This window comes from Solwaraspora sp. WMMD791 (genome assembly GCF_029581195.1).
Classification (GTDB): domain Bacteria; phylum Actinomycetota; class Actinomycetes; order Mycobacteriales; family Micromonosporaceae; genus Micromonospora_E.
Genome location: NZ_CP120737.1, coordinates 2,561,380 through 2,581,125, shown reverse-complemented (window position 1 = coordinate 2,581,125; position 19,746 = coordinate 2,561,380). Strand labels below are relative to the sequence as shown.

The window sequence follows — 19,746 nt, the reverse complement described above, 5'->3', positions numbered from 1 at the left end:
TCGTGGCCATCCCCCATCAGGTGACTGGGAACTCCCACCCGGTCGACCAGGAAGGTGCCGAGACCGGCACGGGGTACCGGCCCCTGCGCATCGCCATGATCGGCCAGAAGGGGATGCCTGCGACCTACGGCGGGATCGAGCGGCACGTCGAAGAACTCGCCAGCCGGCTGGCCGGCCGAGGGCACGACGTCACGGTCTACTGCCGGCCCAGCTACGGCTCGGTGCCGATGGACCGCTACCGGGGCGTACGGCTGCGTCAGGTACGGACGGTGGCCAGCAAACACCTCGACGCCATCGTGCACTCCACCACCTCCACCCTCGCCGCCATGCGCGAACGGCCCGACATCGTGCACTACCACGGACTCGGCCCCGGCCTGGTCGCCCCGCTGCCGCGATACCTCGCCCGCAGCAAGGTCGTCCTCACCGTGCACGGTCTCGACCAGCAGCGGGCCAAGTGGAGCCGGCTCGCCCAGACCGTCCTCGGCACCGCCCACTGGCTCTCCGGCTACGTACCCGACGCCCGGGTCGCCGTCTCCCGGGGGCTGGCCAGCCACTACCAGACCCGGTTCGGCAGCCTGGCCAACTACATCCCCAACGGGGTCAGCGCCCCCCGGCAGGTGCCGGCCCGGCACATCGGTGCCCGGTTCGGCCTCACCCCCGGGCGGTACCTGCTGATGGTCGGCCGGCTCGTTCCGGAGAAGTCGGCGGACCTGCTGGTCCGGGCGTTCCGCGAGGTCGACACCGACATCCGGCTGGCCATCGTCGGCGGGTCGTCGTTCAGCGACGACTTCGTCGCCCGGGTCCGTGCCGAAGCGGTCGACGACCCGCGGATCGTGTTCACCGGGTTCGCCTACGGTGACCTGCTCGCCGAGCTCTACTCGCACGCCGCCGGGTTCGTCCAGCCGTCCCGGCTGGAAGGGCTGCCGTTGACCCTGCTGGAAGCCGCCTCGTACGGCCTGCCGGTGATCGCCAGCGACATCACCCCGCACGTCGAGGTGCTCACCGCCGACGGTCCCGGTCACCGGATCTTCCGCGACGGCGACCCCGACGACCTGGTCCGGGCGCTGCGCCAACTGGTCGCCGACCCGGCCGGCGAGCGGGCCGGAGCCCAGGCGCTGCGCGACCGGGTCACCAGCGAGTACACCTGGGACGCCGCCGCCGCCGAACTCGAGACGCTCTACCACGAATTGCTGCAACCGCGTCGGACACCGCTGATCCGGCCCCGCCGTAAGGTTCGGTCGGAACCAGACGGCTGATGCGCACACCCGGCGTGTCGGCCCATACTCCCTCATCGGGGATCCGACTAGATTTCAGGCGACCCTGACGGGGGCGTTTCCAGGCGACGGAACAGCGGATCGGCGTGCGGTGACCACAACACGACACGAGCCCCGGCCAGCGGGTCGGGCGCCGGACGACGCCATGGCGTCCGGCGGCTCCGCCGTACCCAATGATGGCCGGCCCGCGCGGCCGGCCGGCCGGCTGCTCAGCCTGCTCGCCGCGGTGGCCGCCGCCGCCGTCGCGGTCGCCGCCGGTCTGGCGCTCGCCGCCGGGGACCGGCGCGGGGTGGTCCTGCCGCTGGCGCTCACCGCCGGCGTCGCCGTCGGGGTGCTGGCCATGACCCGGTTCTCCGGGTACGTGATCCTGATGCTCGCCGTACGGCCCCTGCTGGACGTGGTCAAGCTCAGCGGCCCCACCGCCGGGCGGGCCGACACGGAGCAGGCATCCCGGCTGACCGACCCGTCGACGATGGTGGCGGTGCTGTTCCTGCTCGCCGCCGGACTCTGGCTCGCCGCCCAGCTGCGCCGCCGGGGCCGGCTGCACGGCTCCCCGCTGGGCTGGGCGATGCTGCTCGTCGGGGCGACCGCACTGGTCAGCGCGGTCGGCGCGCACCGGCCGACGCCGAGCCTGCTGGAAGCCCTCCGGATCATGACCGTCGTGGTCATGTTCGTCGTTCTCGAACAGTTGATGCCCGACCGGGCGGCGATCCGGCGGATCCTGATCGCCTGCTACGCCTCGCTGGCCCTGGCTCTGCTCTACACCGTGCTGACCAGTGCCTTCGGGCAGGTGCCGTCCGAGGTCAAAGGTGAGTTCATCCGGGTCAGCGGGCCGTTCAGCCAGTCCACCACCTTCGGTCGGTACCTGATGTTCCTGGTGATCTTCGGGTTCGCGATCTACCGGTTCCTGGCGCGGCGGGCCCAGCTGGCGCTCGGCGTACTGCTCGGGCTCTCCCTGGTCTTCCTGATGCTCACCAACACCCGGTCGGCGATCCTCGGCGCGGCGCTCGGCCTGATCGTCGTCGCGGTGCTGCACCGCAGCGGCCGGATGCTGGCGACCCTGCTGGTCGTCGCGGTCGCCGGGGTCAGCCTGCTGCCGTCGGTGGGTGACCGGTTCGCCCAGCTGGCCCAGGACCGGCCGACCGGCGGCGGACCGACCGGCAACACCCTGCAGTGGCGGGTGGGCTACTGGGCGGAGATCATCCCGCTGGCCAACCGCAACCCGGTCACCGGCATCGGGCCGAACATGACCCAGCACGAGACACCGCAGGCCAAGAAGCCGCACAACGACCTGCTCCGGGCGTACGTGGAAACCGGCCTCGCCGGCCTGCTCGCCTACCTGGCGATGCTGCTGTTGCTGCTGCACACCGCCCGGACCGCCCTGCGTCGCGCCCCGCCGGGCAGCCTGGAACAGGGCGTCGCCGTCGGCTTCGCCGGCTGCGCCGTATCGTTCATCGCGGTCAGCCTCGGCTCCAACGTCATCTCCAACGTGGTGACACTCTGGTACTTCGTCGCCTTCGCCGCCGCCGCCAGCGCCATCGCCCACGGCCGGGCCGCCACTGCGCCGGTGGCCGCCCCGGCCCCACCAGTCCGGTACGAGTAGTAGGAGCCCATAGCGTGGAGATCGTCGACTACCTGCGCATCGCGCGCCGGCGGCTGTGGCTGCTGGTCGGTGTGCCGGTCCTGGCCGCCGGAGCGGCCGCGACGCTGGTGCTGATCGCCCCGCAGCAGTACACCGCCACCGCCTACGTGGCCGCCCCGGCCCTGGTGGGCGGTGCCGCCGCGCAGCAGTACACCGGTAACCAGGCCGCCAACCAGTTCGCGGCCGCGTTCAGCGCCGCCGCCACCTCACCCCGGGTGGTCGACGAGGTCGCCGCCGACACCGGAGTGGCCGCCAACCGGTTACGGTCCGGGCTGGCGGTCAGCCAGGTCGGGGCGAGCAGCCAGATGGAGGTCACCTTCACTTCGCCGGACCGCGCGTCGGTCGCCCCGGTGCTCGCCGCGACCACCGAACGCGCGCTGGCCTTCCTCTTCTCCTCGCAGGTCGCGATCGCCACCGAACAGGTCACCGCCGCCAGCACCGACGTGGCCGAAGCGACCGCCGCGATCACCGCCTGGGAGAAGGAGAACAAGGTCACCCAGCCGGACAAGATCTACCAGGCGACCCTCAACGAGATGGCCAGCCTGCGGCAGCAGCGGCTGCAGATGCAGGCGGTCGGCAACGGCCGGGGCGCCGACGCCGCCACCGCCGCCATCGAGGCCGGCCAGAAGCAGCTCGACACGATCGGCCCGAAACTGCCTGATTACCAGGCGCTGCTCGCCCAACGCGACGCCGCCACCAGCGCGCTCTCCTCGGCCCGGCAGGGTCTGCAGGCGGCGCGGGCGCAGGTGCAGGCCGCCGACCCGGCTGAGGTCGCCAGCGTCGGCGCGGTTCGCGCGGTCTCCCGGACCAGCAGTCTGATCAACGCCACCGTGCCGGTCGCCGGAGCCGGACTGCTGCTCGCCGTGGTCCTGGTCGCGATGCTGGAACTGCTGGCCCGCAACCGGGCCGGGGACCCGCCGACGTCGGCCACCGACACTCCGGTGCCGCCGCCGGGGCCGCGCCCCACCGGCGGTGACGAAACCCGGGAGATCCCGGTGGCCCGGGTCGGTCGGGCGACGCCGGCGGGGCAGCTCTCGCGCGGCGGCGGCCGGGTGTACGAGTCAGGTGGCGCGCTCGAACCGCAGACGGGGCGGTGACGTGCCCGCCGGGGTGACGCCGCCAACTCCAACGCCGACGGACCCGCCGCCGACCGCTGCCGCCGAGTCCGGTGACCAGCACATCCGGGGCATGGCCCGCGGCGGCGGACTGAACCTGGTCGGGGCCGTCCTCAACCAGGGCGCGGTCTTCCTGGTCATGCTGCTGCTGGCCCGTTTCCTCGGGATCAGCGAGGTCGGCCAGTACGCCCAGTGTTACGCGGTGCTGGCCCTGCTCAGCCTGCTGTCGCTGTCCGGGTTCCGGGCCGGGCTGACCCGGTTCGTCGCCGTACACCTGGCCGACGACGACCCGGCGGCGATCCGCGGCACCATCCGGCTCGGCCTGGCCATCTCCGCCGGTTCGGCGACCGCGATCGCGGTCGCGCTGGCCCTGGCCGCACCGGCGTTGGCCGCCGCGCTCAACGACCCCGGCCTGGTCACCGGGCTGCGCCTGGTGGCGCTGACTTTGCCGGCGCTGACCGTCTGCGAAGCGGCGCTCGCCGCCACCCGGGGCTGGCGCACCCAGCGTCCGTTCACCCTGATCGGGCAGATCTACGAACCGGGTACCCGGCTCGTACTGACCGCGCTGGCCCTGATCGCCGGCGTCGGCGTCACCGGCAGTTACTGGGCGTTGGTCATCGCCGGCTGGTCGGCGGCGCTGCTGGCCCTCGGCGCGCTGGCCCGGCTGATGCGCAAGGTCGCACCGAGTCCGGTCGTGTACCGGCCCCGGCAACTGTTCAGCTTCTCCACGGTCAGCTGGGTGTCGTCGCTGTCGTCGACCGGGCTGATCTGGGTCGACACCCTGATGCTGGGCTTCTTCGCCAACGACGAGATCGGCGTCTACAACGTCGCCACCCGGCTGGTCACCGTCGCGATATTCGTCCTCGCCCCGATCAACGCCGCGTTCGGGCCGTACCTGGCGTACCTGCACCACCAGGGGCGGGCCGACGAGGTACGGCGAATCTACGGTGCCGCCACCGGCTGGGTGGTACGGCTGTCGCTGCCGGCGTTCGTGGCCTTGCTGGTCTTCCCGGAGAGCCTGCTGACGGTCTTCGGCGGCGGGTTCGCCGCCGGGGCGGCGGTCACCCTGATCCTCGCGGTCGGGCAGCTGGTCAACGCGGCCACCGGACCGTGCGGCACGGTGCTCAACATGTCCGGCCGGGTGGCGATCAACATGTACGACAACATCGCCGCCCTGCTGCTGAACATCCTGCTCAACCTCTGGCTGATTCCGGCGTACGGGATCATCGGCGCGGCGATCTCGTGGGCGATCTCGCTGGCGGTGGTCAACATCGCCCGGGTGCTGCAGGTACGGGCCCTGATCCACGCGGTGCCGGTCACCGTCGGCATGCTCAAGGGGTTCGCCGCCGGGCTGGCCGCGTTCGCCGCCGGCCTGGTCGTCCGGCTGCTGCTGCCCGGCTGGCCGGAGCAGCTGCTGGTCGGGCTGCCGGTGGTGGTGACGACCTACGTCGGGGTGGTGCTCGCGCTGGGCCTGAGCCGGGAGGACATCATGGTCCTGCGTACCCTGCGCCGGGGCGGCCGGCGCGGCGGCGGTGGCGCAAACGGCGGTGGCGCAAACGGCGGCCCGGGACCCGGCGGTGGCCGCGCCACGGCCGCCGCGACCCTGCAGGAGGTGCCGAGGTGACCGCCAACCGGACGACGACCGACCGGCTGCGCCGCACCGTACGTGGTGCGCGGGCCTGGGCGCGGTCGGTGGTGCCCGGCCAGCTCGGCGCACCGCCGGAGTTCCTGATCATCGGTGGGCAACGTTGCGGCACCACCTCGCTGCACCACTACCTGGCCGCGCATCCGCAGGTGCGCCCGGCCACCGGCAAGGAGTTGCAGTACTTCAGCATCCATCATGGACGTGGCGAACGCTGGTACCGGGCGCACTTCCCGGTCCGCCCGACCGGCGTGCGCAGCTTCGAGGCCAGCCCGTACTACCTGTTCCACCCGAGCGTGCCGGCCCGGGTCGCCGCCGGCCTGCCGCAGGCCCGGTGTATCGCCCTGCTGCGGGATCCGGTCGAACGGGCCTACTCGCATTACCTGCACACCCGCTCGTACGGTGCCGAGCCGTTGTCGTTCGCCGACGCGGTCGCCGCCGAGGATCGGCGGCTGGCCGACGCGCTGCGCGACGGACCGGACAGCCCGACCGCGCACGCCGCCCTGCGCAACTATTCGTACCTGGCCCGGGGGCGCTACGCCGAGCAGCTGCGGCGCTGGTACGCCGTACTGCCGGGCGACCAGTTGCTGGTGCTGCGCAGCGAGGACATGTACGTCGACCCGGCCGGGGTCTACGACCGGGTGCTGCGCTTCCTCGACCTGGATCCGTTCACCCCGGCGGCGTTCGCCCAGCACACCCGGCGGACCGACCGGGGCCCGGGGGAGTTGACCGACGCGCTACGCGCCCAGCTCGGCGACTACTTCGCCCCGCACAACGCCGACCTCGCCGACCTGCTCGGCTGGCCGCACACCTGGTCGCCCCGGAGCTGACCGGCGTGCGGTCGCGGGTTCACCGATGTCGGCCGGGCTTGCCGCTGGCTGAGACACTGGGTGTCTCCGGCCAGAGTGGAGGTTGTCGGTGCCGACGCGACCCCGTAAGCCGCTGGGTGCCGTTGCCTCCCTGCTGCTCGTGCTCTGCGGGGTGGTGGCGGTCTCCGGCACCCTGTGTCTGACGGGCGTGGTGCTGGAGCTCCGCAAGGATCCGCTGCAGCAGACAGGGGAGCGGGTGTTCACCGATCGGGCGCAGCGGCTCAGCCGGGAGGTGAGCCTGTTGCCGGCGGATGATCCACCGGCCGGGCACGTCGACCGGATCGTCGCCGCCGTCGAGGGCCGCGAACGGACGCACCTCGGGCTCACCGGCCGGGTCTACCTGGTCGACGTGTCCGGCGACCATGGCCGGGTGGAGGCGACCTTCACCGAGGACGTGTCGTCCGGCGGCGGCTGGTTCTCCGAGGCCGGCGAGGTGACCGTGTGCGTCAGGTGGGACGTCGACCGGAAGTCCACCGTCTACTCGGACATCACGACGAAGGCGGTGTCCTGCCCGTAGCGACCTCGTCCATACCCGGTAGCCGCCCACTCGAGTGACGTCGCTTCAGCGGCGGGAGCGGAGCGCGTAGACCGCGTACCTGCCGGTTCCATTGTCCACTTCGGCTATCTGTAGATCGGTGACCGGTACGGCGAACCGCTGCCCGACCCCGCCGCTGCCGGCGTCGGCCCACACCTCGACCGTCCCGCTCGCCGGTAGCTCCCGTGGACCTACCACCAGAACCTGACCACCTGCCATAACGCGTCTCCTGTTTGCTTCGCGCCGGTGATGCTCTGCCGGCCGCCATGAGGACAGCTCGATGATGTCGTCGAAGTGTCGCCTCGCGCGACGGCGTTCGGGACGACGTTCCGGCGACATGTGGGGCGACATTTCGGCGTCACAGGCGCTAGGATCGTCCAATGACGATCACGCCGAACGCGACGCTGCGGGCCGTGCGAATTGGTCTACTCATGAGCCAGGATGATTTCGCCCGGGCGTTGCGCCAGGCCGGCGATCGCGCCGGAGTGCCCAACGATGCCAACAAGCGCCTCGTGCAACGTTGGGAGGCTGGGGCCATCACGTCACCCCGACCGGCGTACGCGCGTGCATTGGAGTCCGTCACCGGCCTGCCGATCGGCTCGCTCGGCTTCACCGTGGCCGTACCGCACGCCCGCGCTGCGGACGACGGCCAGAGCAGCCGTGACCTGGCTACTCCGGAGACCGTCACTCCGTCGGTGCCTAGCGGCGGGCCGGCCGCGCGTACCGCGCCGACCGGCAACTACTCCGGGGTGTGGCTGTCCCGGTACGAGTACCACAGCTCAGGTCGTGGTGCCATGTTCACCGGTCAGCACTACGTGGTGCTGCTGCAGCACGGCGACCGGCTCACCGTACGCAGTCTGCCCGGGTCCTCCGACGCGCCACTCACCATGGACCTCACCGTCGACGGCAACGTGGTCACCGGGACCTGGGTCGAGCAGACCGCGCCACAGGGCTACTACCGGGGTGCCCGCTACCACGGTGCGATTCAGCTCCTGGCCGAGCCGACCGGGCGCCGGCTGAGCGGCAAGTGGATCGGATTCGGCAAGGAGATGGACGTCAACACCGGCCCGTGGGAGCTGATCTTCCAGGACGCCAGTACGAACAAGGCGACCCTGGCGGCCTACGACCGCCGCCCCGCGCCGGAGCAGCCGACCGCTGCCTCATGATCAGTTGTCGTATCTACGGCCGACACGCCGTTGCGAGCCCGTAAATACGACAACTGATCATGACGGACCGGTAGCACATCACCGAGGCCGACGCCGCCCGCTCCACAGCCGAGCGTCTGTCCACAACCAACACGCATCCGGTCGTGCCACGGACCGCTGCTGAGGCATCGTCGACGGCCATGGACGTATTGCTCGACGCACTCCTGCGCCGTACCGGGGGAGTGGTGACCCGCAGCCAGGTGTCCCAGGTGCTGCCCCGCTGGGCACTGGAGAACGCGGTCGCCACCGGCCGGCTCCGCCACGTGCTGCCAACCGTCTACGTCGCGGCCGACCTGATCGACGACGACCGTTCCGGAGCTCCGCAACTGAGCGACCTTGGACCGCAGTCGCGACGACGTGCGGTAGTGGCCTACGCCGCCGGTAGGGCCGCGTTCAGCCACACCACCGCACTCGAGCTCTGGGGGCTGCGCCGGCAACCCGCCGACGAGGCACTGCACCTGACGGTGCCGTTCGGTGCCGGCATGCGCAGCCGGGCCGGCCTGACGGTGCACCACCGGCGGGGGTTCACCGTCGGTCCGCCGCAGGTGGTGGTGCGGGGCGGAGAACCGGTGGTACGGCTGGAGCGGAGTCTTGTCGAGTCCTGGCCGCTGCTGCCGGCCACCGACCGGCCGGCTCCGCTGATCCGGGCCGTCAACGACAGGTGGACGAACGCGGACCGGATCACCGCAGCCCTCGACGAGCTGCCGCGACTCACCGACCGGCCCGCGGTGCGGACACTGCTGACGAAGCTGGCCGCCGGCTGCCGCAGCCAGTTGGAGATCTGGGGACACGATCACGTCTTCGCCGGCGCCGGCATGCCCGCGTTCCGACGCCAGCAGATGGTCCGGGTCGAGGGCCGCACCATCTACCTGGACGTGTACGCCGAACGGGAACGGGTCGACTTCGAGCTCGACGGGGCGGCATCGCACGGCAGCCCCGCCCAGCGTGAGGTAGATCTGCGGCGCGACGCGCTGCTCGCGACCGCCGGCATCCAGGTGGTGCGGTTCGCGCACCGTCGTCTGGTGTACGAACCGGAGCAGGTCCGCCGCGAGGTTCTGACGATCCTGGACCGACGCCGCAACCAGTGATCCGCTGTGCCTGGTGCAGCCGGCGACCCGCTGTGCCTGGTGCAGCCGGTGGCCGGCTGCGGCAGGTGCGGCCGGCGGCTAACTGCGGCAGGTGGTCAGTCGACGTCGGCGAGGATCGAGTCGGGGGTGCCGGTGGCGCGCAGCAACATCGGGCGGTTCGAGATGGTCACCTCGGCCGCCGCCTTGGTCGGCGCGGCGCCGGCCGGCCCGGCGTGCAAACTTGGCACCGGCGAGACCCGTACCGCGTCGTTGATCTTGCTGGACCAGACGACCAGGGTGCTCTCCTCACCCCGCTGGAAGGCCACCCCGGTCAGCCCGTCCCGGTCGACGGGGGAGACGGTGGCACCGCGTGCCGCCACCGCCAGGCTCTCGAACATCCGGCCGGCCTCCCGCTCCGTACCGTCGGGTTCCAGCAGCCCGTAGCGGACCTCGCTGCCGGCCCGGTTGTTCGGGTTGTAGCCCAGCGGCAGCCACATCACCTGCCGGATCCCGCCGGCCAGCAGCATCGTGGAGACCTTGACGACCTCCTCGGCCCGGCTGATGTCGTCGCCGTCGCCGTCGCGCCAGAACTGTCCGACCTCCCACGCCTCGATCGGTACGTCTGCCGGGTTCTCCGCCGCCAGGTAGTCCAGCAGCGCCGGTACGCCGTCGAAGTGTTCGTAGTAGTGCACCTGGCGCAGCTGCACGACGCCGTCGTCGATCAGCTGCTCGGTGGCGGCCAGGAAGGCGACGTTGCGGACGTTGGTTTCGTCGGCCAGCGCGGTGCGCAGCGTGTCGATCGTGTCGACCTGCGGGATCTTGCGGCCACGGGTGCCGATGCGGCGCTGGAAGTAGGCGTTGTACGCGGCGACCGCCTCGTCGTCGCGTCCGGCGCGGACCAGCCGGTCGACCACCCCGAAGCCGTACGCCACGCTGCTGATGCCGGAGTCGACCACCACGGCGTCCGGGTCGGCGGCGTGGACCGCCTCGGCGGCCGCGGTGACCAGGGTGACGTACTCCTCGGGGGTGCCGCGCCAGTACTGCTGGGCGTTGACCTCGTTCTCGATGGCGTACTGCCGCACGCCGTAGGGCGCGTAGCGGCGCACCACCTCACCGACGAACCGCTGGTAGGCAGCCATGTCCAGCGGCATCGTCGACTCGGTCTTGTTCGCCTCGCCGCGCGGGAACTCCGGCGTGCCGCCGGTGGCCCAGCACATCTCGGTCCGGATCTTGATGTTGAGCGCGATGCCGAGCTCCCGGCTGCGCTGCGCGATACGGTCCAGCGCCGACCAGTCCGGCTGACCGGGGGTTCGCTCGATGCTGCACCAGCTGATCTCGTGGTACGTCGCGGAGCCGGACAGTTTGCGCAGGTACGGCAGGAACTCGTCGTAGCGGTTCCAGTCCCAGTGGGCGCCGAACGGGTGGGTGTCCTCGGGGTACGGCGGCAGGCTCGGCAGCGGTGCACCGGTCGGCGGCGGTGGAGTGGGGCCGACGTCGGAGTCGCCGCTGGTGCAGCCGGCGAGCAGCAGCAGTACGCCGAGCGCCGCCGCGACGGCGCGCCGGCCCGCAGCGTTGCGCCGGCCCGCAGCGTTGCGCCGGGCCACGACAGTCACCGGTAGCCCAGTTCGCGCAGCATCCGGCCGGAGAAGACGGCGACGAGCAGCCGCAGGAACGGGTCCAGTTCGCGACGGTAGCTGCCGACCCGCGAGCCGTAGATCGCCGAGTCGGTGCCGGCGGCCGCCCGCCGACGGTCGGCCTCGGTGGTGTACTTGCCGGCCACGTCGTGTGGCTTGTCGACGTAGTCGAGCACGCCGTTCTCCCAGGGTTCGCCGAGGAACTCGAACAGTGCCCGCATCGACTTCTCCGGCTCGCGTACCGCGTCCTCGTAGCGCAGCTCGTAGTACCGCTCGGCGGGCAGGCCGGCCGCCATCGCCCGGGCGGTACGGATGTAGCGCGGCCATTTGACCACGCACTTCACCGCCGACCAGTAGCCGAACCGTTTGCGGTGCGAGACCACCACGTCGCGGCCGTCCCGGATGACGTGCACGATCTGCGCGTCGGGGAAGACCTCGGTGACGAAGTCCAGCGAGATCGCGTACAGCGGGGTCTTGTCGGCCCACCGGGCCTTGCCCCGACCCTGGGCGTAGTCGGCGTGCACGCCGCCGAAGAAGTCGGCGATGCGGCGCAGCCAGTCCTCGCGGGGGAACCCGAACCGGGCCAGCCGCTCCCAGTCGGACCCGACGATGCGCCGCAGGTCCGGCAGGAACCGGGTCTCCGGTCCGCAGGAGATCCGCGAGTGCGAGTCGAGCACCAGCCGCAGGAACGTGGTGCCGGAGCGCTGGCAGCCGACCAGGAAGATGGGGGCCGTCGGTGCCGGGACCGCTTCGGCGGTGGTGGTGGGCTGCGCGGTGGTCTCAGCCATTGTCGGTCCTTTCCACGGGCACCGGGGCACACCGGTCGGTGTCGGCTTGGCGGGGCGGGGTGGCGGGGACCGGCGCGCTGCCGGTGAGGCGGACGGTGAGGTCGTCGCAGAGCGTACGGACCGCCGGGTCGATCGGCAGCGGCTGGCGGCGCGGCGCCCGGGGGGCGATGTGCGCGGACAGTTCCGGCCGGTACGCCAGCCCGAGGAAGTCGCAGAGCCGGCGGACCTGCCCGGCCGGGTCGGCGATCAGCGCGTCGTAGGAGCTGAGCAGGACGTCGTCACGGCGGTCCAGACCGAGCCGGAAGTACAGGCTGTTACGGACGTACCAGAACAACGCGGCGGCGGTGTACCGGTCCATCGTGCGGTAGTCGAAGCCGTGGATGAGTTCGTAGGTGTCGGCGTCGAGGCGCTGGCCCTGCCAGCGCCGGCCGATGGTGCCGTCGGCGATGGTGGCCAGGGCCCGCAGGTTGGCGTCGCCGAACTTGGCGACCTCGGAGCGGGCCCGGTCGTCGACGTCACGCCAGGCCCAGATCGCCCGGCCCGGTGCCGTGCCGGGCAGAGCGAGCAGTTCGTCCACCCGGTGGCTGTCGCACAGCGGCTTGATCAGGACGTACGCGTGCCGGCTGCGGCGCACGACGGCGGTGAGCACCGCGTCGTCGCGCAGCTGGAACCGGTGGAACACCCGACGGTCGTTCTCGTTGTGGACCTCGAACTCGCCGGCGTTCTCCAGACCCCGGACCAGCATGTTCGTGCCGGACCGTTGCAGGCCGACCAGGTACACCGGCATGGCCTGCCCGGGCGGTACGCCGTGGCGTCGCCGCCAGCGCAGTTTTGTCCAGGCGGTGCCGGCGCGGTCGATCGGATTGAGCCGGTCCTCCTCGACGAGCCGGCGCAGGCCCTCGGTGCGGATCCACCGGGCGTGCCGGGCGATCCGCCGCGTGGTCCAGGCGAGGGTGGAGGGCTCGTCGTCGTTGCTCACCGGTCCTCCTCGGGCACGTCACCAGCCGTCGTGGCCAGGCTGGGGCGAGGTCGGGCCGGGGCCAGGCTACCCACCGATCGGGGCGAAACGCCAGAACGAAGGCTGGTCAGCCACACGAGATCATCCGATCAGCTAGTTGGCGATTCGGTACTGGACTAACCCGACGCCGATGCATAGCGTGAGGCAGCAGCTCAGGGCGGGAGTCCTGAGCCACCATAACCGGGTGGACGCACCCCGGTGTCGAGCGAGCGGGCCGGATGAGATGCGTGTCCTCCATGTGAACAAGTTTCTCTATCGGCGTGGTGGTGCGGAGGGCTACCTGCTGGACCTCGCGGATCTGCAGCGCGCCGCCGGAGACGAGGTGGCGTACTTCGGGATGACCCACCCGGACAACGACCGGCCGTTGCGCTACGCGGAGCATTTTCCGCCGTACGTCGAACTGGAGCCGGCCCCGCGTGGCCTGGCGCCCCGGCTGGTCGCCGCCGGTCGGATGGTCTGGTCACCGGCGAGTCGCCGAGGTCTGACCCGGGTGATCGAGGACTTCGGTCCGGATGTGATCCACCTGCACAACATCTACCACCAGCTTTCCCCGTCGGTGCTGGCCGCCGCCCGCGACGCGGGGGTGCCGTGCGTGTTGACCATGCACGACTACAAGCTCGCCTGCCCCAGCTACCAGCTGCTCGACCACGGCAAGGTCTGCCAGGCATGCGTTGCGGGCGGTCCGCTACACGCCGCGCGGCGCAGGTGCAAGGACGGATCGGCATCCGCCAGTACGCTACTCGCCGTAGAGACCTGGTTGCACCGACAGTTACGGGCGTACGACCCGGTCGGGGTGTTCGTCAGCCCCAGCCGGTTCCTCGCCGACGTGATGCGGCGGGCCGGGGTCTACCCGGACCGGCTGCAGGTGATCAACCACTTCGTGGACACCGGTGCCGTGGCGGTGAAGGATTCGCCGGGCGGGGGAGTGGTCCTCGCCGGCCGGATCGCCCCGGAGAAGGGAGTGGACGTGCTGGTCGAAGCGGTGACCCGGCTGCCTCGCCAGGTGCCGGTGCACGTGGCCGGCGACGGGCCGGCGCTTCCCGAGGTACGGGCTCTCGCCGACCGGGTGGCACCCGGCCGGGTGCGGTTCCACGGCCGGCTCGACAAGGCCCGACTGCACGAGCTGATCAGGTCGGCGGCGGTGGCCGTGGTGCCGTCGCGCTGGCACGAGAACCAGCCGATGGCGGTGCTGGAGGCGTTCGCCTGCGGCGTACCGGTGGTCGGCACCGACCTCGGCGGGCTGCCGGAGCTGATCACCCCGGGCGCCGACGGCGAGGTGGTCCCGGCCGACGACCCGGCGGCGCTCGGCGAGGCTGTCGGCAAGCTGGTCGCCGACCCCGACCGGGCGTACGCGATGGGGATGCAGGCCCGCGCGAAGATCGACCGCGACTTCACCCCGCAGTTGCACCTGTCCCGGCTGCGGGAGGCCTACCGGACCGCCGCGACGACCGCCCCCGCCGGAGGCCGGCGATGACCGACCCGGCTGGTGAATCGACCCCGGTACGGGTGCTCTACCTGGCCGGCAGTGGACGCAGCGGCAGCACTCTGATCACCACCGTCCTCGGCCAGCTGGACGGCTGTTTCGCCGCCGGCGAGCTGCGCTACCTGTGGCAGCGGGGCATCCTCGACAACCGTCCGTGCGGCTGCGGCGAACCGTTCGACAGCTGCCCCACCTGGCAGACGGTCCGCCGGGCCCTCGGCACCCCTGACGGCGGCGGTGCGCCTGACGCCGGCGGTGCGCCTGACGCCGGCGGTGCGCCTGACGCCGGCGGGATCGCCGCGCGGCTGCGGACCCGGCTGCGGATGCGGGACCTGCCGGCACTGCTGCGCCGGGCCGCGGCCGGCCGCCGTGCCGTACCGCCGCACCCGGACGACGCCGTGATCGCCGCGCTGTACCCGGCGATCGCCCGCCAGGTCGCTCCGCCCGGCGAGGGCCCGGTGGTGATCGTCGACTCGTCGAAACTGCCGCCGTACGGGGCGCTGCTGCGTGACCTGCCCGGGATCGACCTGCGGGTGCTGCACCTGGTCCGGGATCCCCGTGGCACCGCCTTCTCCTGGCGACGCCGACGCGGCCTCGACGGTGCCGGCGACCAGAAGCTGATGAGCCGGCCACCGGTGTGGAAGGCGGCGCTGCTGTGGCGGGTCTGGAACGCCGCCACCGTCCGACTGTTCGGTGGCGACGGCCCGGACCGCTACCTGCGGATCCGGTACGAGGACGTGGTCGCCGACCCGGCCGGGCAGCTGCGGCGGATCGCCACCTTCGCGGGGCTCGACCCGGCCGGTCTGCCGGTCGACGCCGCCGGCAGGGTCACCCTGGCACCGACGCACTCGGTCGCCGGCAACCCGTCGCGACACCGTACCGGCGCGGTGCCGATCACCGACGACGCCGAATGGCTCCGCGCGCTGCCGGGCCGGTCGTACGCGGTGGTGACCGCGGTGACCCTGCCACTGCTGCGCCGCTTCGGCTACCCGGTACGCCGGCCGGTGCCGCCCGCGCCGGTGCCGCCCGCGCCGCCGGAGTCCGCGTCGGTGGTGCCGTCGCAGCCGGTCTCCGTCGCGGCCCCGACCAAGGAGGGTTGACCATGCTGTCCGTCGTCGTGGGCACCGGACGGTGCGGCTCGACCCTGGTGCAGGAGATCCTGGCCCGGCACCCCGCCGTCGGCTTCGTCTCCGGACTGGACGACAAACTGCCCCGGCTCAACCTGGCCGGGCGGCGCAACGGCCGGCTCTACCGGCGCTCGGCGCCCCGGCCGGCCGGGATGACCTCGTTGAGTCACAGCCGCCGGCTGCTCGAACGGGGTCGGCTGCGGGTCGCCCCGTCCGAGGCGTACCAGCTGATCGACCGGCAGGTGATGGCCGGCTATTCCAGGCCGTGCCGGGACCTGCGGGCCGACGATCTCACCCCGTACGTCGAGCAGCGGCTGCGGGCCTTCTTCGACCGGCGGGTACGGCAGCAGGGCTGCCAGGTACTGCTGCAGCACGTGACCGGCTGGCCCCGGACCGGGTGGCTGCACGCCGCGTACCCGGATCTGCGGGTGGTCAACGTGGTCCGCGACGGCCGCGCGGTGGCCAACTCATGGCTGCAGATGGGCTGGTGGGACGGCTGGCGCGGGCCGGACAACTGGTTCCTCGGCCCGCTGCCGTCCGACCTGCGCGCCGAATGGGAGGAGGCCGACCGGTCCTTCCCCGTCCTCGCCGCGCTGGGCTGGAAGATGCTGATGGCGGCCTTCGTCGAGGCCCGCGCCGCGCACCCCGTCGGGCAGTGGCTCGACGTGCGCTACGAGGATCTGCTGGTCGCCCCCCGCGAGGAGACGGCCCGGATGCTGGATTTCCTCGGCCTGGACTGGTCGCCCGCGTTCGACCGGGGCTTCCGGCGGTACGAGTTCCACGGCAACCGGGGGGCGGCGTACCAGCGGGAGTTGAGCCCGCAGCAGTTGGCGGCGATCGACCGGGTGCTGGAGAAGCCGCTCGCCGAGTGGGGGTACTGAGTCGGCCCTACCGTTGTCGCCGACACCGGCCTAGAGTGAGGCTGGCTGGCCCTGCGTGGGCCGGTGGCCGGGCGGGAGGCGCAACCCGCCCGGGTCACGGTGTGTCCACCGCCGACCTGGTCGGCGTGCCCTGGCGTGTCCGTGACCGCCCCACCGGTCGACCCTCGGCCCGGCCGTACCACCGGAAAGTTCCACCGGGCCGTCACCTCGCACCGGTCCACCACCAGACGCCGCACCGGCGGCGTGGGTCGGAATCCCAGTAACGACAACGGGAGAAGGACCATGGCGCGACCCATCACCCTCTTCACCGGCCAGTGGGCCGACCTGCCGTTCGAGGAAGTGTGCCGGCTGACCTCGGAGTGGGGCTACGACGGCCTGGAGATCGCCTGCTGGGGCGACCACTTCGAGGTGGACCGGGCCCTCGCCGAGGACGACTACGTCGAGCGCAAGCTGCAGACCTTGGCCAAGTACAACCTCAAGGTGTACGCGATCTCCAACCACCTGGTCGGTCAGGCGGTCTGCGACCACCCGATCGACGAGCGCCACCAGGGCATTCTGCCGGCCCGGATCTGGGGGGACGGCGAGCCCGAAGGCGTCCGGCAGCGGGCCGCCGAGGAGATCAAGGACACCGCCCGGGCCGCCGCGAAGCTCGGCGTCTCGACCGTGATCGGCTTCACCGGATCGTCGATCTGGCACACCCTGGCCATGTTCCCGCCGGTGCCGCCGTCGATGATCGAACGCGGCTACCAGGACTTCGCCGACCGGTGGAACCCGATCCTCGACGTGTTCGACGAGGTCGGGGTCCGGTTCGCCCACGAGGTGCATCCGAGCGAGATCGCCTACGACTACTGGACGACCCGCCGCACCCTCGACGCGATCGGCCACCGGCCCGCGTTCGGGCTCAACTGGGACCCGTCGCACTTCGTCTGGCAGGAACTGGACCCGGTCAACTTCATCCTGGAGTTCGCCGACCGGATCTACCACGTCGACTGCAAGGACGCCAAGGTACGCACCGGCGACGGCCGGCGTGGTCGGCTCGCCTCGCATCTGCCCTGGGCGGACCTGCGTCGTGGCTGGGACTTCGTTTCGACCGGGCACGGCGACGTGCCGTGGGAGGACTGCTTCCGCGCGCTGAACGCGATCGGGTACGACGGCCCGATCTCGGTCGAGTGGGAGGACGCCGGCATGGACCGGCTGGTCGGTGCCCCGGAGGCGTTGCAGTTCGTCCGGCGGCTCGCGTTCGACGCCCCGTCGGCGGCCTTCGACGCGGCGTTCTCCAGCGGCGACTGACGCTCCAGCGGAGGCTGCGACGCCGCGGCGACGACTGCCGCTGACAGGTCCGGGCCGGTCACCCACTTGGTGACCGGCCCGGACCTGTCCGAGGTCAGCCCGGCTCAGCTGCCGGTGCCGCCCGTACCCGTGGCCTTGCTGGTGCCGTCGGCCTTGTTCGCGCCGCCGGGGCGGGGCGTCGTGCCGCCGCCGGTCGTGCTGCCGCTCGCCGCCGTGCCGCTGGTCACCCCGGCGCTGCTGAGGCTGTCGGTGTGGGCGGACGGGTCGGCGGTGTGGTCGTGGCCGTTGAGCTTCTCGCCCAGCCGGGTGTGGCTGAGTCGTTCCCGGCCCTCGGCGTACAGGCGGTTCGCCTGGGCCTGGGCCACTCCGGCGGCCTCCTGCACCGTCGGATGGTCCATCACTTTGCGGGCGTTGAGCACCAGTTCGTCGTACTTCTCACGGCCGGCGCGGGCGCCCAGGACGAAACCCACGGCCACCCCGCCGATGAACCAAAGCTTTCCGCGCATGGCGGCTCCCCTCCGTACCTGACCCGGGCGATCACCGGGGCCGGTGCCGGACTCGAGGTCCGTGCCGGCCGCCCGATGAATCGACCCGGTCGTGCCTGTGTCGTCTGTCCGGTGCTGTCTACCCATCCTGCTACCCGTCTACGCGTCAGCGCAGACAACTCCAGTATTTGTCCGGTTCTGCCGGCCGCGCGGGTGCTGCCGTCGGGGCGAGATCCCACTGGCGAGTTCGACCCGACCCGGTCACCCATCGGGCGGCGATGTCCTGTACTCTTGTCCCGTCGCCGGCGGCCGGAGCGATCCGGGCCATCGCGATCTGGCAGTCCCCCGTAGCTCAATTGGCAGAGCAGCCGGCTGTTAACCGGCAGGTTTTTGGTTCGAGTCCAAACGGGGGAGCTCCCACACATGGCTACCGATCGGGAGTTCATCGTCGTCGGTGCCGGGCTGGCCGGTCTGGCCGCTGCCCGCCGGCTGCACTCAGCCGGTGCCGACTATCTGCTCATCGAACGGTCCGACCGGATCGGCGGCCGGGTCGCCACGGATGTCGTCGACGGGTTCCGGCTCGACCGTGGCTTTCAGGTGCTGAACACCGCGTACCCCCGCTTGGTCGACCTGGTCGACCTGGACCGGCTCGACCTGCGGTACTTCACCCCGGCCGTGCGGGTGCGCCGGGGTGCGGGCACCGTCCGGCTGGCGCATCCGCTGCGGATGCCCACCGCCGCGCCAGCGACGCTGTTCGCCGGCGTCGGGAGCCTGTCCGATCGGGTCCAACTCGGTCTGCTGCTCGCCCGCTACGCCGTCATGGATCCAGCGCGTCTGCTCGCCCGCCCGGAGACCAGCGCCCTGGACGAGCTGCGTCGGGCGGGTCTGTCGCCACGCATCGTCGACGAGGTGCTGCTGCCGTTCCTGTCCGGGGTGCTCGCGGACCCGACCCTGGAGACCTCCAGCCACGTGCTGGCGATGATTCTCCGCTCGTTCGCCCGCGGCCGGATCGCGGTGCCCGCCGACGGCATGGCGGCGCTGCCGCTGGCGGTCGCCGCACCGCTGCCCGCAGACCGGATTCGGCTCGGTGTCCACGTCACCGCCGTCGCACCGGGTGTGGTGCGCACCGTCGACGGCGAGCTGCGCTGTGGCAGTGTCATCGTCGCGGCCGACCCGCCCGCCGCCGCGCGGCTGCTGCCGACGATGCGTCGGGTCGTGATGCGCCAACTGACCACGTACTACCATTCGACGGCGCTGCCTCCGTCGGATGAGCCCGTTCTGCTGCTCGACGGTGACCGTCGTGGTGTGGTCGCCAACAGCGTGGTGATCAGCCAGGCGGCGAGCGGGTACGCCCCGCCGGGGCAGCACCTGGTTGCCACCTCGGTCGTCGGGCCGGACCCGGTGCCCGAGTCGGTGGTCCGCGCGGAGCTGGAATGGCTGTACCGGACCCCGACCCGGGACTGGCGTCACCTGCGTACCGTCGCGGTGCCGGACGCTCTGCCGGTGGCACTGCCCCCGCGCGGCCGACTACGGGATCCCGCCCGGATCGACGAGGGTGTCTTCGTCGCCGGCGACCACCGGGACAGCCCCTCGATCCAAGGTGCTCTGGCCAGCGGCTGGCGGGTCGCCGGAGCGGCCCTGCGCAGCCGGCCCCGGCATGCCTGACCGTACCGGGGAGTGACGAACGCGCACTA

18 protein-coding genes and 1 tRNA gene are annotated in these 19,746 nt (G+C 71.9%); 14 read left to right on the top strand and 5 right to left on the bottom strand.

What is annotated here, in order from left to right; translation table 11 throughout:
• The first annotated feature begins 2 nt into the window (after positions 1–2).
• The 6 genes from O7623_RS11340 to O7623_RS11315 all read left to right on the top strand — a co-directional run bounded on the left by O7623_RS11340 (position 3) and on the right by O7623_RS11315 (position 7,059).
• Positions 3–1,256 (top strand): glycosyltransferase family 4 protein, encoded by a 1,254-nt coding sequence (locus tag O7623_RS11340; RefSeq protein WP_282228578.1) that lies wholly within the window; start codon positions 3–5, stop codon positions 1,254–1,256.
• A 109-nt stretch (positions 1,257–1,365) separates the two neighbouring features.
• Complete coding sequence (locus O7623_RS11335) at positions 1,366–2,877, top strand: O-antigen ligase family protein (protein ID WP_282228577.1); 1,512 nt, start codon at positions 1,366–1,368, stop codon at positions 2,875–2,877.
• A 14-nt stretch (positions 2,878–2,891) separates the two neighbouring features.
• Positions 2,892–4,013 (top strand): Wzz/FepE/Etk N-terminal domain-containing protein, encoded by a 1,122-nt coding sequence (locus O7623_RS11330; protein ID WP_282228576.1) that lies wholly within the window; start codon positions 2,892–2,894, stop codon positions 4,011–4,013.
• On the top strand, positions 3,982–5,655 hold the full coding sequence (locus tag O7623_RS11325; RefSeq protein WP_282228575.1) for an oligosaccharide flippase family protein: 1,674 nt from the start codon (positions 3,982–3,984) through the stop codon (positions 5,653–5,655). Before O7623_RS11330 ends, O7623_RS11325 begins: the two co-directional genes overlap by 32 nt.
• Positions 5,652–6,503, top strand: a complete 852-nt coding sequence (locus O7623_RS11320; protein ID WP_282228574.1) for a sulfotransferase — start codon at positions 5,652–5,654, stop codon at positions 6,501–6,503. Before O7623_RS11325 ends, O7623_RS11320 begins: the two co-directional genes overlap by 4 nt.
• 88 nt (positions 6,504–6,591) lie before the next feature.
• A complete protein-coding gene (locus O7623_RS11315; RefSeq protein WP_282228573.1) occupies positions 6,592–7,059 on the top strand; it encodes a hypothetical protein in 468 nt (155 codons plus the stop codon).
• 45 nt (positions 7,060–7,104) lie between these two features.
• Here O7623_RS11315 and O7623_RS11310 read toward each other — a convergent pair whose 3' ends face one another.
• Complete coding sequence (locus O7623_RS11310; RefSeq protein ID WP_282228572.1) at positions 7,105–7,296, bottom strand: hypothetical protein; 192 nt, start codon at positions 7,294–7,296, stop codon at positions 7,105–7,107.
• A 161-nt stretch (positions 7,297–7,457) separates the two neighbouring features.
• Here O7623_RS11310 and O7623_RS11305 point away from each other — a divergent pair, with 161 nt between their 5' ends.
• Both O7623_RS11305 and O7623_RS11300 read left to right on the top strand, forming a co-directional pair.
• Positions 7,458–8,243 (top strand): helix-turn-helix transcriptional regulator, encoded by a 786-nt coding sequence (locus O7623_RS11305; RefSeq protein ID WP_282228571.1) that lies wholly within the window; start codon positions 7,458–7,460, stop codon positions 8,241–8,243.
• Positions 8,244–8,422: 179 nt separating this feature from the next.
• On the top strand, positions 8,423–9,370 hold the full coding sequence (locus tag O7623_RS11300) for a DUF559 domain-containing protein (RefSeq protein ID WP_282228570.1): 948 nt from the start codon (positions 8,423–8,425) through the stop codon (positions 9,368–9,370).
• A gap of 95 nt (positions 9,371–9,465) precedes the next feature.
• On the opposite strand, the gene O7623_RS11295 is transcribed toward O7623_RS11300, so the two are convergent.
• From O7623_RS11295 to O7623_RS11285, 3 genes are read right to left on the bottom strand one after another with little or no spacing between them, the layout of a single operon-like run.
• Positions 9,466–10,953 carry a hypothetical protein gene (locus O7623_RS11295; RefSeq protein WP_282228569.1) on the bottom strand — a complete coding sequence of 496 codons (1,488 nt, stop codon included), beginning with the start codon at positions 10,951–10,953 and terminating at the stop codon, positions 9,466–9,468.
• Positions 10,954–10,958: 5 nt separating this feature from the next.
• Positions 10,959–11,771: a sulfotransferase gene (locus O7623_RS11290; protein WP_282228568.1), complete on the bottom strand. Its 813-nt coding sequence runs from the start codon at positions 11,769–11,771 to the stop codon at positions 10,959–10,961.
• Positions 11,764–12,750 carry a hypothetical protein gene (locus O7623_RS11285; RefSeq protein ID WP_282228567.1) on the bottom strand — a complete coding sequence of 329 codons (987 nt, stop codon included), beginning with the start codon at positions 12,748–12,750 and terminating at the stop codon, positions 11,764–11,766. The genes O7623_RS11290 and O7623_RS11285 overlap by 8 nt, the downstream gene beginning before the upstream one ends.
• 262 nt (positions 12,751–13,012) lie before the next feature.
• Between O7623_RS11285 and O7623_RS11280 the strand changes: the two genes are divergently transcribed.
• The 4 genes from O7623_RS11280 to O7623_RS11265 all read left to right on the top strand — a co-directional run bounded on the left by O7623_RS11280 (position 13,013) and on the right by O7623_RS11265 (position 17,567).
• Positions 13,013–14,263 carry a glycosyltransferase gene (locus O7623_RS11280; protein ID WP_282228566.1) on the top strand — a complete coding sequence of 417 codons (1,251 nt, stop codon included), beginning with the start codon at positions 13,013–13,015 and terminating at the stop codon, positions 14,261–14,263.
• On the top strand, positions 14,260–15,369 hold the full coding sequence (locus O7623_RS11275; RefSeq protein ID WP_282228565.1) for a sulfotransferase: 1,110 nt from the start codon (positions 14,260–14,262) through the stop codon (positions 15,367–15,369). The genes O7623_RS11280 and O7623_RS11275 overlap by 4 nt, the downstream gene beginning before the upstream one ends.
• A gap of 2 nt (positions 15,370–15,371) precedes the next feature.
• The gene (locus O7623_RS11270; protein ID WP_282228564.1) at positions 15,372–16,277 is read left to right on the top strand and encodes a sulfotransferase; all 906 of its coding nucleotides are present in this window, start codon (positions 15,372–15,374) and stop codon (positions 16,275–16,277) included.
• A 282-nt stretch (positions 16,278–16,559) separates the two neighbouring features.
• Positions 16,560–17,567 (top strand): sugar phosphate isomerase/epimerase family protein, encoded by a 1,008-nt coding sequence (locus O7623_RS11265; RefSeq protein ID WP_282228563.1) that lies wholly within the window; start codon positions 16,560–16,562, stop codon positions 17,565–17,567.
• Positions 17,568–17,671: 104 nt separating this feature from the next.
• On the opposite strand, the gene O7623_RS11260 is transcribed toward O7623_RS11265, so the two are convergent.
• Positions 17,672–18,073, bottom strand: coding sequence for a hypothetical protein (locus O7623_RS11260; RefSeq protein ID WP_282228562.1), 402 nt, complete (start codon positions 18,071–18,073; stop codon positions 17,672–17,674).
• A gap of 320 nt (positions 18,074–18,393) precedes the next feature.
• Between O7623_RS11260 and O7623_RS11255 the strand changes: the two genes are divergently transcribed.
• Positions 18,394–18,466 (top strand) — tRNA-Asn (locus O7623_RS11255).
• 9 nt (positions 18,467–18,475) lie between these two features.
• Positions 18,476–19,717 (top strand): NAD(P)/FAD-dependent oxidoreductase, encoded by a 1,242-nt coding sequence (locus O7623_RS11250; protein ID WP_282228561.1) that lies wholly within the window; start codon positions 18,476–18,478, stop codon positions 19,715–19,717.
• Positions 19,718–19,746: the final 29 nt, after the last annotated feature.